Source organism: Candidatus Woesearchaeota archaeon, from assembly GCA_021735165.1.
In the GTDB taxonomy this organism is placed as follows: domain Archaea; phylum Nanobdellota; class Nanobdellia; order Woesearchaeales; family 21-14-0-10-32-9; genus JAIPET01.
The window spans coordinates 1-15,261 of sequence record JAIPHP010000028.1 but is presented as its reverse complement, the minus strand read 5'-3'; the positions used below and the strand labels follow the sequence as shown (position 1 = coordinate 15,261).

The 15,261-nt window shown below is 30.7% G+C and carries 14 protein-coding genes and 1 tRNA gene; 5 read left to right on the top strand and 10 right to left on the bottom strand.

The features are described from left to right. The first annotated feature begins 343 nt into the window (after positions 1–343). Together K9L97_05935 and K9L97_05930 are read left to right on the top strand one after the other, a co-directional pair. A complete protein-coding gene (locus K9L97_05935; protein ID MCF7872544.1) occupies positions 344–3,109 on the top strand; it encodes a DEAD/DEAH box helicase in 2,766 nt (921 codons plus the stop codon). A 40-nt stretch (positions 3,110–3,149) separates the two neighbouring features. Continuing rightward, positions 3,150–4,073 carry a hypothetical protein gene (locus K9L97_05930; protein ID MCF7872543.1) on the top strand — a complete coding sequence of 308 codons (924 nt, stop codon included), beginning with the start codon at positions 3,150–3,152 and terminating at the stop codon, positions 4,071–4,073. Between the two features lie 141 nt (positions 4,074–4,214). Here K9L97_05930 and topA read toward each other — a convergent pair whose 3' ends face one another. Continuing rightward, positions 4,215–6,452: a DNA topoisomerase I gene (topA, locus tag K9L97_05925; GenBank protein MCF7872542.1), complete on the bottom strand. Its 2,238-nt coding sequence runs from the start codon at positions 6,450–6,452 to the stop codon at positions 4,215–4,217. 78 nt (positions 6,453–6,530) lie between these two features. Here topA and K9L97_05920 point away from each other — a divergent pair, with 78 nt between their 5' ends. After that, entirely contained in the window at positions 6,531–6,968 is a 438-nt protein-coding gene (locus K9L97_05920; GenBank protein MCF7872541.1) for an NUDIX hydrolase, read from the top strand. 173 nt (positions 6,969–7,141) lie between these two features. Here K9L97_05920 and K9L97_05915 read toward each other — a convergent pair whose 3' ends face one another. The 4 genes from K9L97_05915 to K9L97_05900 all read right to left on the bottom strand — a co-directional run bounded on the left by K9L97_05915 (position 7,142) and on the right by K9L97_05900 (position 9,449). Then, complete coding sequence (locus K9L97_05915; protein ID MCF7872540.1) at positions 7,142–7,525, bottom strand: hypothetical protein; 384 nt, start codon at positions 7,523–7,525, stop codon at positions 7,142–7,144. 43 nt (positions 7,526–7,568) lie between these two features. Beyond that, positions 7,569–7,841: a diphthamide synthesis protein gene (locus K9L97_05910; GenBank protein ID MCF7872539.1), complete on the bottom strand. Its 273-nt coding sequence runs from the start codon at positions 7,839–7,841 to the stop codon at positions 7,569–7,571. A gap of 183 nt (positions 7,842–8,024) precedes the next feature. Next, entirely contained in the window at positions 8,025–8,879 is an 855-nt protein-coding gene (locus tag K9L97_05905) for a hypothetical protein (protein ID MCF7872538.1), read from the bottom strand. Between the two features lie 195 nt (positions 8,880–9,074). Continuing rightward, on the bottom strand, positions 9,075–9,449 hold the full coding sequence (locus K9L97_05900; protein ID MCF7872537.1) for a hypothetical protein: 375 nt from the start codon (positions 9,447–9,449) through the stop codon (positions 9,075–9,077). Between the two features lie 89 nt (positions 9,450–9,538). Between K9L97_05900 and K9L97_05895 the strand changes: the two genes are divergently transcribed. Then, on the top strand, positions 9,539–10,015 hold the full coding sequence (locus K9L97_05895; protein ID MCF7872536.1) for a hypothetical protein: 477 nt from the start codon (positions 9,539–9,541) through the stop codon (positions 10,013–10,015). Positions 10,016–10,090: 75 nt separating this feature from the next. Then, entirely contained in the window at positions 10,091–10,258 is a 168-nt protein-coding gene (locus tag K9L97_05890) for a hypothetical protein (GenBank protein ID MCF7872535.1), read from the top strand. Positions 10,259–10,342: 84 nt separating this feature from the next. On the opposite strand, the gene K9L97_05885 is transcribed toward K9L97_05890, so the two are convergent. The 5 genes from K9L97_05885 to map all read right to left on the bottom strand — a co-directional run bounded on the left by K9L97_05885 (position 10,343) and on the right by map (position 14,848). Beyond that, positions 10,343–10,417 (bottom strand) — tRNA-Met (locus K9L97_05885). A gap of 40 nt (positions 10,418–10,457) precedes the next feature. Continuing rightward, a complete protein-coding gene (locus K9L97_05880; protein MCF7872534.1) occupies positions 10,458–11,108 on the bottom strand; it encodes an HAD family hydrolase in 651 nt (216 codons plus the stop codon). Between the two features lie 803 nt (positions 11,109–11,911). After that, complete coding sequence (locus K9L97_05875) at positions 11,912–13,528, bottom strand: hypothetical protein (protein MCF7872533.1); 1,617 nt, start codon at positions 13,526–13,528, stop codon at positions 11,912–11,914. A 215-nt stretch (positions 13,529–13,743) separates the two neighbouring features. Further along, positions 13,744–13,950: a hypothetical protein gene (locus K9L97_05870; GenBank protein MCF7872532.1), complete on the bottom strand. Its 207-nt coding sequence runs from the start codon at positions 13,948–13,950 to the stop codon at positions 13,744–13,746. A 1-nt stretch (position 13,951) separates the two neighbouring features. After that, the gene (gene map, locus K9L97_05865; GenBank protein ID MCF7872531.1) at positions 13,952–14,848 is read right to left on the bottom strand and encodes a type II methionyl aminopeptidase; all 897 of its coding nucleotides are present in this window, start codon (positions 14,846–14,848) and stop codon (positions 13,952–13,954) included. Positions 14,849–15,261 lie beyond the last annotated feature (413 nt).

Here is a 15,261-nt window from a genome sequence, read left to right as displayed (position 1 = left end):
TACACGTCTGAGCTTTAGCGAAGACCGAGGATAATGAGCGTAGCGAATGGTTTGCTAAGCAAAATCCGAAGAGTAATTTTCCCTAATTATGAAAACTCGAAAGTTGAATAATTAGAAAAAGGAAAATTATTGTGTATAACAACATATATACGAAATGTGTTGAAGTTTGGGGATTGAGGGCTTGAAATGACTTTATTTGCTAGTTCGTTTGAAAAAAAATGTATTTATTGGCGAGTATTAAATTTATCAACATTAACATCAATTTAATTTCGGTGCCTCATAATAAGCACCGCACTGGTCAACCCTTCACAAGCCTTTTAAACAAGTATTTAGTTCTCTTATTATGGCGGAAGCCGATGTAATAGATGGCAGTATAGAGTTTATGCGCAAACCTTACAAAGAGGAGGATATTATAGATAGCTTTAGCCCTGTCATGCGGGACTGGTGGTCTTTATCTTTCAAAGAATTTAGTCCTCCTCAAAAATTTTCTATTCTTAATATTCATTCACGAATCAATACTCTTGTAAGTAGCCCCACAGGGTCTGGCAAGACTCTTTCAGCTTTCGCGGCAATTCTTAATGAACTAGTTGATTTAGATATAAAAGGTGTTTTAGAAGATAAGATTTACTGCGTATATATTTCTCCTTTGAAAGCATTAGGTAATGATATTGAAAAAAATCTAAACGGGCCTTTAGAAGAAATAAAAAAATTATATGAGGAAAGATATGCAAAAAATAAAAAAGATTGTCTGAATATAAGAATAGGTGTGAGAACCGGAGATACAAAAGTTTCTGATAAAGCAAAAATGTTGAAAAAACCGCCTCATATTCTCATAACAACTCCTGAAAGTCTTGGAATAGTACTTACGTCTCCTAAGTTAAGGGATAAGCTCAGAGACGTACAATGGACTATAATTGATGAAATTCATAGTCTTGCAGATAGTAAAAGAGGAGTTCATCTTTCTTTATCTTTAGAAAGACTTAATAGACTTACGAACTTTTGTCGTATAGGCCTTTCAGCTACAGTAGCACCTCTTGAAGAAGTTGCGAAATTTCTCGTTGGATATGAAGATCCAGAAAAACAAAAATTTAGGTCTTGTAAAATCGTTGATGTTACTTACATGAAAAAACTTGATTTGAAAGTTCTTAGTCCTGTTGAAAATTTAGTGACTTCCAGTTTTAATGAAACCCATAATTCGATGTATAAAATAATGGATGATTTCATTCAGAATCATAAAACTACTTTGATTTTTACAAATACTAGAAGCGCTACTGAAAGAGTGGTTCATCATCTTAAAGATAAATTTCCTAAAAATTATTCAAAAATCGTAGATACATTAGAAGAAGAGGATACTAAAGAGACTAAAAAAGAAATTCTTAAAAAAAATTCTGTTGATAATTCGCAAGATCTAAATAAAGATTCTGATAGTTCTGGTAAGTGGGAAATTGGAGCTCACCACGGTTCTTTAAGTCAACAACACAGATTAAAGATGGAGAACAGATTGAAAGCTGGAGAACTTAAAGCTATTGTTTCTTCGACCTCATTAGAACTTGGTATAGATATAGGATTTATTGATCTTGTTTTATTGCTAGGCAGTCCAAAGAGTGTTGCTAGGGCTCTTCAGAGAATTGGTAGGTCTGGACATAAATTGCATGAATTGAGTGTTGGTAGAATACTTGTTTTGGATAGAGATGATTTGATTGAATGCAGTGTTTTGTTGAAAGCTGCTACTGAAAAAAAAATTGATAAAATTAAGGTTTCAAAAAATGTTTTTGATGTTTTAGCTCAACAAATTTTTGGTTTATCAATAGAGGAAAAAATTAATGTTGATGAAGTTTATAATGTTATGAGGAAAAGTTATTGTTATGGTGATTTAAAAAGAAAAGACTTTGATGAAACTATCAAGTACCTCTCAGGAGAATATGTTTCTTTGGAAGAGCGAAATGTTTATGCCAAGATTTGGTTTGATCCAGAAACAAGAGAAATTGGTAAAAGAGGAAAGATGGCGCGTGTTATTTACATGACTAATATCGGAACAATTCCTGATGAGACCAATGTTAAAGTTAAAATCGGAAAACAATACATCGGAAGTATCGCAGAGCCTTTTTTGGAAAGATTAAGAAAAGGAGATGTCTTTGTTTTAGGAGGTCAAACTTATTTGTTTAAGTACGCGCAGGGTTTAACAGCTTTTGTAGAATCCTCTGTGAACAGGCCTCCCACAGTACCTTCGTGGTATTCAGAAATGTTGCCTTTAAGTTTTGATTTAGCTATGGAAATTCAAAAATTCAGGAGATATATGGAAGAGCATTTTAATGGTGGTTCTAACAAAACAGAAATTATTAAGTTTATTAACGATTATTTATATGTAGATAAATTTGGAGCTAATAGTATTTATGAATATTTTAAAGAACAATATTATTTTTCTGAAATACCCAATGATAAGAAATTAGTTATAGAACATTACAATGATGGTTCTGATAAGTATATTATTTTTCACACTCTTTATGGTAGAAGAACTAATGATGTTCTAAGTAGAGCTATGGCATTTATAGTAAGCAAATTACAAGGCAAGGATGTAGAACTTAATATTTCTGATAATGGTTTTTATTTGAGAGTCCCTCCTGCGCGTAGCGTTCAAGTTTCCAGAGCCTTAAACTTGTTAAAGGTTGAACATTTAGATGAAATAATGAAACAAGCTCTTGATAAAACAGAAGTTTTAGGAAGAAGATTTAGACATTGTGCTGCGAGGTCTTTAATGATTCTTAGAAATTATAAAGGAAGAAGTAAAAGTGTTGGTAAACAACAGTTAAGTTCCAGATTGTTGTTAAGTTCTGTGAAAAGAATTGATAACGATTTCATAATATTAAGAGAAGCAAGAAGGGAAGTTCTTGAAGATTTAATGGATATTAACCATGCAAAAAAAGTCATTGAAGAATTGCAATCTGGAAAAATTGTAATAAAAGAAGTACATACAGAAATTCCGAGCCCTTTCGCTTTTAATCTTATTAGTATGGGATATGGAGATATTATGAAAATGGAGGATAAACAGCAGTTCCTTCAAAGAATGCACAACATGGTTCTTGCAAAGATAAGTTTGAAAAAGAAATAAATTAGAAAAACTTTATATATATTATTAAATATTTCTTAGTATGAAAAGGATTTTTTTAATTTTTTTGATTATTGTTGCTTTGTTTGTTTTTATTTCTTGCTCTCAAAGTGATTCAAATGAAAACTTCGAAGATGACGTAACTGCTAAGAATCTAACGAGTGATATTAAAGACGAAATGCTAGATCCTATTTGTGGAGAAAATGGTTATTGTTGTTCAAATTCTGATTGTGCTTCTGGTGAGTTTTGTGATGACACTAAATGTGTTGAATTAACTTGTGGTTCTTGTCAATTTGTTAAAAATGGAGAATGTGTTAATTATGAATGTTGTTTTGATGCTGATTGTGATGATAAAAAATCAAATACCAATGATGAGTGTATCAAAAATAAATGCGTTTATGAATTAGTTGATTTGTGTGTTGATGACGACGGTGTATGCGCTGAAGGTTGTTATCCAAGTACGAGCCATATTAAAGAGGAATTATCTGATAGTGATTGTGTAAAAGAATGCGACTTTTTTCGTGATTGTGATGATGAAGATCCATCAACTAAAAATAAATGTACTGCGGGCAAATGTGAATTTCCTAAAATCGTAAATTGTTATAATGACGATAATTATTGTCCTAACGGTTGCAATGTAAGTTCTGATAGCGATTGTTTTGAATTGGATCCTAAGGATATTTGTTTTGAGTATTGTTCTTTTGAAAATTTTAATCAGAATATGTATGAAGAAGTTACTAGGGATGAAGCAACACAGATTTTTTATGATGGCGGACCTAGCGTTTATGCTTATGATGAAGAATATTTGTATGTTGTTGATCAATTCGATGATTTTTATACTTCTGGAACGTTTACTAGAATGGTTACTTTTGTAAATGAAGAATTTTCGACAGTTATGTGCTATGAATTCAAAGCTCAAAGAGGCATTGCTTGCCCTAAAGCTGTTTATGAAATCAAGCAATCTTAATATTCATAGTATTATTTATAGTTAAATCATTTTGAAAACGTAAAAAAAATTGATGAAACAATCCATCCCCATCTTAAAATGTGAATCTTTCTGGTTTTAGTATGTAAAGACCGTAATTTAAGAATTGTGCTGTTTTAAGAACTAATTTTCTTGGTTTTCTTCAGATTTTTTATCTTTGAATTGAGGCGTTGTTGCTTCCGTATATTTACATTTGGGAAATCCAGAACATGCTACGAAGTCTCCATATATTGCAGTTCTTACAACAAGTGGTTTTCCGCATTCAGGACATGGTTTTTTGCTTTTTCCTTCTTTTATTTGTTTCATTTCTTCCTTTTTTTCTTCTGGTATGTCTTTCATGTTATCTTCAGGATTAAGAGAAAGTTCTATAGGTGATTTTCCTTGTCTTATTACGCGTATTATAGGGTACCCTGTTTCAGATATTTTATCTGTTGGTTGTGTTGCTCCATTTTTTGGTAAATTAAAAGTGGTTTTACAGTCAGGGTATTTATTGCATGCTGCAAACATACCGAATTTGCCACGCTTTATCATTATTGTTCCTTGTTTGCATTCTGGGCAAGGACCTAATGTGTTTGCAGAATCTTGCGCTTCTTGGTTTGCAGTTACAAGTTCTTCTCCTACTTTCCCTTCTTGTTTTTTGAAATGACTTAATATTTTGTCTAAATGTTTTTTTGCTTTTTCTAAAATTTTATTTTGTGTGCTTTTGTTTTCTCTTATCAGTTCCATTTCTTCTTCTATGTTTCTTGTAAATTCTTCATCTAATAATTCAGGAACATATTTTTCTAATATTTCTTCAACTTCTATGCCTATTTCTGTTGCTTCAATACTTTTGTCTTTCACATATCCTCTTTTAAATAAATTTTCTACTATGTCTGCTCTTGTTGCTTTTGTTCCAAGTCCTCTTTTTTCTAATTCAGTTATTATGCTTGAGGGAGTGTATCTTTTTGGTGGTTGTGTTTCTTTTTGGTCCAATATGATTTTTTTAGTTTTTGCTTCTTCTCCAATTTTAAATTGTGGAATCTCTTCTTCTTTTAGCCTTACATATGGCGCATAGTAATCATGCCATCCTTTATGAGTTGTTATTGTGCCTTTTCCTATGAACTCTTCTTCCTTTATATCAAATATTATCGTTGCAGTTTCTCTTTCTGCAGGTTCTGCGAATGTTGATATGAACCTTTTTACTATTAGGTCGTAAACTTTGCTTTCTTGTCCTTTCAGCTCTTTAGGCATTGTTCCTGTAGGGTATATTGCTGGGTGAGCAGGATCTGTTTTTTTTCCGTTGTTTGGTTTTAAATTATTTTTTTGTGCAAGTAATTTTTCTACAGCTAGTTTATATATTGGATTTTTTGCGATTGTTGACAATAATTTATTGTATCCGAGTTCTGAAGGTAGTTGTTGAGATGATGTTCTTGGATACGAAGTAACTCCTGCTAGATAAAGGTTTTGTGCGATTTGTAAAGTTTGTTTTGGTTGTATTTTGAACAAGCGATACGCTTCTGTTTGTAAATCTCCAAGATTAAATGGTGTTGGGGGTGCTTGATTAAATTTTCTTTTTTGTATGTCTTTTATTTTTGTTGTTTTTTCGTTTTTTACTTTTTCATATATTTTAGTTGCTTCCTCTTCTTTCCAGAATTTTTCTGTTTTGTGTAAGGCTTCTATTTTTTTCTTGTCTTTTTCTGTTAATAATGTTATTTGCCAATAGGGTTCTGGTTTGAAAGCTTTGATTTCTTTTTCTTTATCTACTATTATTTTTAGTGCGGGCCCTTGAACTCGTCCTGAACTCATTATTTTAAATCTTCCAGCTTCTTTCATTGCCAGTGTTAAAGCTCGAGATATGTTTATACCATAAAGCCAGTCTAAAAAATGCCTAGTTTCACCTGCTAGTGCTTGTCCCCAGTCTATATTTTTAAATTTATTTTCGTATGCTTTTACAAGATCTGGTTTTGTTAGCGTGGAGAATTTCATTCTGCTAGCATCTTTTTGGTTACACGTGTATCTTATTACGTTAAGCCCTATGACTTCTCCTTCTATATCATAATCACATGCTACCGTAAATGAGTTTGCGGATTTTGCTTCTTTTTTTATGATATTTAAGTATTTTCTTGAATGAGCTGCGCCTTTATCAACATCCGCTGCAGGTTTCCACTCTATATCATAGGAAGGATATGTGAATGATTTTTGTTTTTCTGTTAGAGAATATAAGTGACCGACTGCAGATACGACTACTATGTCTTTTTTTTTGTGCGATAATTTAAACACAGACACACCATTTGTTTTTTCAACTACTGGTTTTCCGTCAGCTAGAGCTTCAGCTATTTTTTTTGCTGCTGATGGTTTTTCAGTTATTATTAAATCGTGCATGTTTCTTAAGTTTTTGATTTGTCTTTAAAAAAGTTTGTATGCAAAATGTTTTTAAATATCAATTGTTTTTTTTAATTTATGGAGATTAAAAAGAAATCTTTAATTGTTTTTTTTGATGATAAAAAAAGAATTTTGTTGCAGGATAGAAGAAACCATAGTAAATTTGGTGAAAATTGGGGTTTTTTTGGTGGTTCTTTAGAAAGAGAAGAAAATTTCAAAGATGCGTTAGTAAGGGAAGTTAAGGAAGAATTAGATTTTGATTTAGATCTGAGTGAAGTTAATTTTGTTGATTATATGGATTTTGAGATTGAGGGAATCAGAGCTATTAATGCTATGTTTGTTTGTCCTTTAGGTGATAAGTTGAAAAACTTTGTTGTTTTAGAGGGTTCGGGGGCAGAATTATTTTCTATTGAGGATGCTAAGAAGTTAAATACTGTAGGCGCTAATAAATTTATTCATAAACATGTCGATATTATTTTAGATAAAATCAAAAATTTTATTGAATCTAAAATTTGAGGCCTTTATCTTCTTTAAATGTGTTTTTGTATTTAAAGAGTGTTTAGTATTTATTTGAACAAGTTCTTTATAAAATTGGAAGTATAAGTCTTGTTTTTTTTAGTATAATAGTTATATTTTAGTGTGTTTGATATCTGTAAAAAAGTTTGAATGATGGTGTTTTTAAAGAAATTTTAATCTTTTTTAAAAAGTTCAAGCACATATTCAGAAGATATTCCGTTATATTTTACTTCGTCTATGTCTCCATTGAAAGGTATTGAGATTTGTATTTTCGTTTTATTAAGTGCAGATTTTGAATTTTTTCCTTTTAAGTTTATTTTATAGTTTATTTCAAATTCATAAGTTATGTCCTTAGCAGTCGGCGTTACTTTGTAGCTCCCATCTACGACTTTAACCTCTGTATTTAGTATTGCAGATGTCTTGTTTAATATATTTCCTAAATGTTCGGCATCTTTAGGCATATCTTCATATTCATCTAAATCGCTTCTTTCTGAAGAATTGTATATGTAATTTAATGCGTTGTCAAGTTCATATAAAGTTAGAGGAATTTTCGTCATTTTACAACTGAGAAATGATAAAAATATATAAATATTTGCTTTTTTAACTTAGCCAAGCGCTATGTCCAAAATGAATTATTAAATCTACACCTATTCTTTGAGTATCTATTGGCAAATCACAAGCTCCAAAATTCGAGCCTCCCCAGATTAGTACTTCTGCATCTGTTTCTCTCTTTATTAATTCTTGTAGTTCTTTTGCTTTAGGTTTTAGGCCGTCCGGTAAGTGAAGAAGAATTAGTTTTGCTTGTTCTTCTTTTATTCTTTTTATTATGTTTTCTTTTTCCAAATCATAATTTAATTCTAGCATTTTTATCATTGAAAATAATCTTTTAAGTAATAAAAATTTGCTGAAACAATCTTTCCTCCCTTAAAAGGCGGAGCTTTAACGATTGTTTCTTAATCGCAAATTTTTGAACATACGAAGTAAGACGCCTTACGAACCCCTCTTAAAAGATAAATATCTCTGGTTTTCGTACGAAAAAAATAAAATTGTTAAGGCTCAATTTTTAGGGTTGTCTTCGTCTCCTTCTTCTTCCTTATTTTCTTCTTGACCCTCAAGTTCATTTTCTTTTGTTTCCATCGCGTCTTCATCGTTTTCTTCGAGAGTTTCGTCTTCTTGTTCCTCATCCGCATCTTGTGTTTCTTCTTCCAACTCATCTCCAGTCTTTGTATCTTCTTTAGTATTTTCGTCCTTTTCTGGCTCTTGTTTTTTCTTTATTTTTTTCGGTGCAGCCCTGACTTGGATTTCTTTTAAAGTGTCAGGATTTAGCGTTGGCTTTACAGTATCTGGCTCTAAATGTGTTCTTCTTATTTCGAAGGTTTTTACCGGATATATTTTGCTTAGTGTTTCTTTTATTTCCTTTTGAAATCTAAAGCCTAGTGTATCGCTAAAGAATTCTTCATAGGTTTTTCCTTTAATGTAATGCCCTATTAGCTTTCTTGCTTCTAATCTTATTTTGCTATTTACAGAATTTCCTGTTCTATTCATTGTTGTAATTAAGGGTTTTATTCGCACAATTTTTTTGTCTTTTGTCATTGTTGAAAAAGAATCATCTATTTTGTCTCTTCCTCTTCTAACTAATCGTTTTATGTATGAATTGGTTAGTTCTACACCCGTTATTGTTGTTGTTGCTTTATTTTCTGCAAAGGCTGTCACTTTAAATTTTACATCTATATTTTGTTTCTTTATATTTCCTGTTAGTGTAGACAAATTTAGTTTTAGTGTTTTCCCTTCTATCTTTTCTTTATCATACGAATATGTTTCTCCTAAGTATTCATTATTCATTATTTTCGGAGCATATATTGGGTACCATAGTTTTTTTCCTTTTTTTACTGTTTGTATTGATTTAGCCATTATGATCACCTATTATTTCTCTTTCTCTTTTCTTTTTTCATTCTTTTTCTTTGCCATTTCCATCTCATTTGTCCTTTCTTTTTCCATCTTCTTGAACTTCTTTTCAATTTATCACCTTTGAATTTGATATTGGTTCAGAATTTTGTTTTGTTTATAAATATTACTTAAAATATTCATAGTGCGAAACTTCGCATTCTATTTTTTAATAAAAAGAAATATGTCTTCAAACTTATATTTATAGACGAGAAATTTCCAAAAACTCCTAAAATCTGATTTGAGATTATAATAAGCCGACGATGAGTATGGAATTTTTTGCTTTAGTAAAGGAATATCTCCTTCTACTTTCACCCTTTTAGATTTTTTTAATACCCCTAATTTGAGATTTGAAAAAAAAAGTTCGAGATCTTTTTCATTTATTTCTAAAAAACTTTTATTAATTTCTTTGCTTATTTTTTGAAGATTAAATCTTATTCTTCTAGCCCGCGATTCAGATATTTTCGACAAATTTAGCTTTTCATTCGGATTTAACCTATATGAAATATATTCGTTGATTAAAAAGCCATTATCCATACTCATCTAAAAACACGCACAATATATTAATATTATCAATACCATTGTCAAATAATAACAAATATAAACCAACATAGTTTTCTTGATTTATGAACGAAGATTTCATATTAAGAGACTTTGAAGCAATTTTTGATATGCCTAATTCCCGTATCAACGCAACAAAACAAAAACTTTACGATATAGAACTAAACAAAGACATAATATCCACCTTAGCAGACATAACCTCTTATTATCTAACATTCATAAATCCAGTAATTTCAAGAGTTCATATAAAAAACACATTAATTCACTACATGCAAAATAAAGGTTGGACTTCATTTGACAAAGAAAGAGCTGAAAGTATTTACTTAAATGGATCAACAAGAAATGAAAACTTTAAAGAACATTTATTAAATAGAGGAATCAACATGAACACAAAAAGTGAACTGATGAATTTCATAACTGATGACGAACTTCCTAATTTTAAAAAATTAAAAAGCAATTCTGTTTTATACTATTATGATTTAGACTTCGAAAAATTTTATGAAAACAGAGTTAGAGGACTTAGCGCAATTCTCGAACCTTAAGCCATATTTTAAAAAAAACAATTCTTTTCAATAAAATTTAAATTTCCAATTCGCAAAGAACACATAGAGGTGTTAATGATGAGACCATCAATTGCTCGTCTTGAACACATGAGTCAACAGGAACTTTCTATGATTGCAGACACATATTATGATTTATGTGAAAAGCTAACAGAACATAAACTTGAAATTCCGGATAGAGTTTGGGATGATTTAAAGCTAGACATAGAAGCATATTACGATTAATAACAGTTTAACAAGTTATTTTATTAATGCTTACTTAAATCACTTTTAGGTATCTTTATGAAATTCCAAAGCTTTAGTGTTTTATGCGGGTGGGGGGATTTGAACCCTCGGCATCCGGCTTATGAGACCGGCACTCTAACCAGGCTGAGTTACACCCGCGCATTCATTAAAAAAAAAGAAAAATAGCTCATTTAAAAATTTAATTCATATTTTCTAATAACGCAAGCAAATCTTTAAGACTTACTATTTTATTTTCATATTCTCTCTTATCTCTTCGGTCTATAAGTACTCCTCTTATTCCAGCATTTTCAGCGCTTTGCATATCACTAACTATGCAATCCCCAACCATGACTACATCTTCAGGTTTCAAATCATTTTCTTCTAATATTTTAAAATAACTTTTAGGATTCATTTTTAAAAGACCGGTTTCAAAGCTTTTGTATGTTTTATCAAATAACTCATCGAGCTTAAATTTAGAGTTTACTTGTTCATAACTAAATTTATCTATATTTGCAAGCAAAAAAAGCTTATATCCTTTTTCTTTTAATTCTTTAAATGCATCTTCTGTGTCTTCTTGCATTTTAGATAAAATCGCATTTTTATTCCAAGTCCCTACAAGTTTTTCATACACAAACTCAGGTATTCTTAAATTAAAATCTTTAACTACTTGCTCAAAAGCTTGCTGTAAAGATTCATATTCCTTAGTCATAAATGTATCTTCAAAAGTAGTTATAAATTCTGAGAATTGTATTTGAGTTCGTAAAAAATATTTTACTTGTTTTGTTGGGCTTGGATACACCCCATTTTCTATTATTGTACCCCATAAATCAAAAATTATTGCTTTTGTCATTGTTCTTTACCTCTTAATGCTTAAATATGATTCGTGATAAATACCCGTATTAAGGTGCCTTTTATATACTTTTTTAATGAATTTGATTATTCTTTGGGCGTGTTTTTAATTTTTTGGGCGTGTCCCAAGTCTTTCTTTTTCGTATTGCGGAGTATTGTTAGCTGCTTTGCAGTCTAATTTTTTTACCGAGAAACACAGATCTTTAACGTGTTCCACGTTGTGTTTCTCTCAATTTAGCTCCAAGGCAATACAGATATTTGGGACACACCCTAATTTTTTATAAATTTTTTAAACAATCAGAAGATTTTATTAGTTTAAATTACAAATTAAAGAAAATTAAAGAAAATTAATTCTGAGAACTAAATATGATGAAAATAAAGACTCAAAGTTTGTTTAGAAACGTAAAAGCGTACTGAGCACAAAAAGACACAAAAAAAGTTTTAACTAGGCATATTTGGTCTAAAATGCACAGAAAAATATTTTCTACTATTTCTACTATATCAGATCTCTTTGATTTCCAAAAATTCCTTTCCGCTAGCATGCAATAAAAAAATTAGTTTTGTAATCATTAGACAACACAAAGGTTATCTAAAACAAAATTTTATAAATAAAGCGTTAACCTAAAACAATAAAAATGTCAGAAATAACCTTAGAAGAACATTTAGAAGAAATATGCCCTAAGTGTAAAAAAACACACAATGCAAATTGGCAAATAGAATTTGATACATTCTTAACTTATACGATGCAAAAGTGCGAGCATTGCAATTACAAAATCTTTAAAAAAACTGAAATAATGACGCACATTATTTAGAAGATTTTATGAGCGCTGCAACAATAAAAAATGCAACACCGACTAACTCTAAAATTATGACTAATGGCCAAACACTATTAAAAGAACTATTGAAGTAAAAAATCAGACCAGCAATTATTAAAAAAACACCGAGAATGAATAATAATATTTTTTCACCCCACAAATCAATATCTTTTTCCAAATTATGAAATGTGACATCTAAATTATTTAGAGCATTAGCTTGGCTACTTTGACTTTCAACATATTTGCGAACAAAAGAAGGCAATTTAACAATAGACGAAACATAAGATTTAGATTTAGATACTCCTTCTTTTAAAATATTTTTAGGAAAGAACTTACTAGCAATATATTCATCTACAAAACTTTGGGAAGCACCGACAATATTGAATTTTGGATTAACACGAACACAAACACCTTGCAAAGTAGCAAGAGCTTTACCAAGTAAAACGTAATCTTTAGGAACTTTCACACCATAATACCTAGCAATATCTAAACTTTTCATAAAAAGCCTTGGCAAATCTATTTTATCAAAAGAAACATTATAATAAGGTCCTAACAAATCTTTAATTTGCCTTTTTAATCCAGGACTTTCTCTATCGACTAAGTGCAAATCATAAAGAGAGTCTGCAATACCGTCTAAATCTTTGCTCATCAAAGCCAAAAATAATGATAACAATCCTTTCCTTAAAGAAGCATCAACTTCGCCAACAATACCAAAATCCAAAAGATTTACATGAACATAATCTTTATGCTTTTTGATAAAAATATTACCTGGATGAGGGTCTGCATGAAAAAAACCAATCAAAAAAACTTGATGTAAAAAAGATTCTAGAAGAATAGATGAAACTTTTTCTCGCAACTTAAAAGAAGGATTAGAATTTAAGAAAACCTCTAAAGGGACGCCATCTAAAAAATCCATTACAAGAACATCACTACTACTAAACTCTCTATAAGGACGAGGAACAAAAACACAAGCATTATCATTCAAAGAACTAAACTTTTCTAAATTAGTAAGTTCATTTAAAAAATTCAATTCTAATCTAGTGTAAGAATCTAATTCTTCGACAATTTCCACAGGATCAACAATCCCTAATTTAAAATATGAACGAAATTTGACTGCAAAAAATTTTAAAATGTCTAAATCACTACCTACAATATCATCAATACCTGGCCTTTTAACTTTTACAGCGACGTATTTACCATTATGCAACTTGGCTTTGAACACTTCTCCAATAGACGCACTTGCGATAGGCTTGGAAGAAAATTCAGAAAAAACTTTTTTGAAAGACAAATCTAAATGATTTTCGATTATTTTAACAGCTTCAACTTTAGGAAACGGTTTGACAGAATCCTGTAACTTGGAAAACTCATCACAATAACGCCTAGGAATAAGATCAGGCCTCAAACTAAGAAACTGACCTAATTTGACAAAAGTCCCTCCTAAATCTTCAAAAACACTTCTTAGAATTTCAGGTTCAGTGCTGGGAAACGGAAACCCGTTCTTAGATTTTTTTAATAATCCTATTTTATGCAACCACAACCCGAACTCGTAATTAATAAGAGTTTCAACAACCTTGTTAAAACGCTTAATATCTCTTAATTTATGCACAATAAAATCTCACCCAACAACAAAAATAAAAAAAGAACTATATAAATTTAATTAAAAACGAGGGTGTGTCCCAAGTCTTTCTTTTTCGTATTGCGGAGTATTGTTAGCTGCTTCGCAGTCTAAGTTTTTTACCGAGAAACACAGATCTTTAACGTGTTCCACGTTGTGTTTCTCTCAATTTAGCTCCAAGGCAATACAGATATTTGGGACACACCCTAAAAACGAAAAATTCTAAATTTATATTTATGATAATTAAATAAAAAAATGCCCGCTGCAATAAAAATGATTCCGAGAATGAACTTGACAAATTGAATCAAAAAATCAAAAGTTAAAACTAAACCCAAAATAATAACTAAAACACCCATAATTTTAAACAACAATTCTTTAGGATCACCATTAACATTAACAACATCAATTTTCATTCTAATCATCCACCCTAGTATAAACTAAAGGTTGCTTGCCAACAATAACTGAATGTTCTGCCTGACTTACCAAACCATTGCCCTTATCAAGCAAAGGAGGGTGCTCTTGTAACATTTCTTTAACTTTCATCTCTCTTAAGGCAAAAGCGGTTTTTCCTGGACCGAATTTCCTTATAAGCCAACGGGAGGTAAATGGAAATCCTTGAAAAGTTTTAATCTCCTTTAAAACATCTCTAGTTAAAGGACTTCTAACTGGCTTCTCATCTGAAAGAGTGAACAAAGTACAATTACTACTCTCATAAACAACACCCGCGCCAGTACTAGCAAAAGGTTCAACTGCAACAACATCTCCAACACTCAAATAAGAATTATCTCCCGTATCAAAGTTAGGAACAGTAGGATAACTATGAATTTCATATCTATCCAACCCATGGCCTGAAAGATTTCTAATAGGCGCAAACCCCCGACTTGTAATTACATCATGAATTTCTTTGCCTATCTCTCTTAACTCAACGCCAGGTTTCATAATTTTTAGAGCAGAATTTAAAGCATCTCTTGAAGCCTTAATTAGATCATCATGAATGCCACTAGGACAAACAGTTTTAGCATTATCAGCAATAAAACCATTAATACTCACGCCACAATCTAATTTAATAATATCATCATCTTTAATAACAATATCGGATTCATCAGTAGGACAAAAATGAGCAGCAACATTATTAATACTTATTTGTGCAGGAAAAGCAATATCTCCACCATTATCTTTAATATATTTTTCAACTTCATCAAGAATTTTAACAACGCTTTCCCCAGACTTAATCAATTTAGCACCATAATTAAGTGCTAGACCAGCAATTCTTCCAGATTTCTTTAAAAAATCTAATTCTTCTTTATCCATAAAAAAACAAAACAACAAAGACACTTATAAATTTTTCTTAGAAACAACCATACAAAAACAATCTAATTTCCATTATCGCAAAAACTCTTTTGTATATACTATGAAAAATTATGCTATGAAAAATCATCAAAAAAAATAATCATTACTAAAATTTTTACATTTTTTAATCTTATTTAAAGAAAACAACAAAACAAACATTTAACTCAAAAAAAGTTGTATAAAAACAGATTACAAATATAGACCAATAATGCCTAAAAGAGCATCATCTTTATCACCTGTGTTATCCCAAAACTATTTCCCTACGGTGAGTTAAATCAATGTATGAAACTCACAAGAGGGAAACTCATGGAAACAATTAGGCGAAAAAACGAGGGTGAAACTACTTATCAAGTTCGTAAAATTGCTGGCGTGAG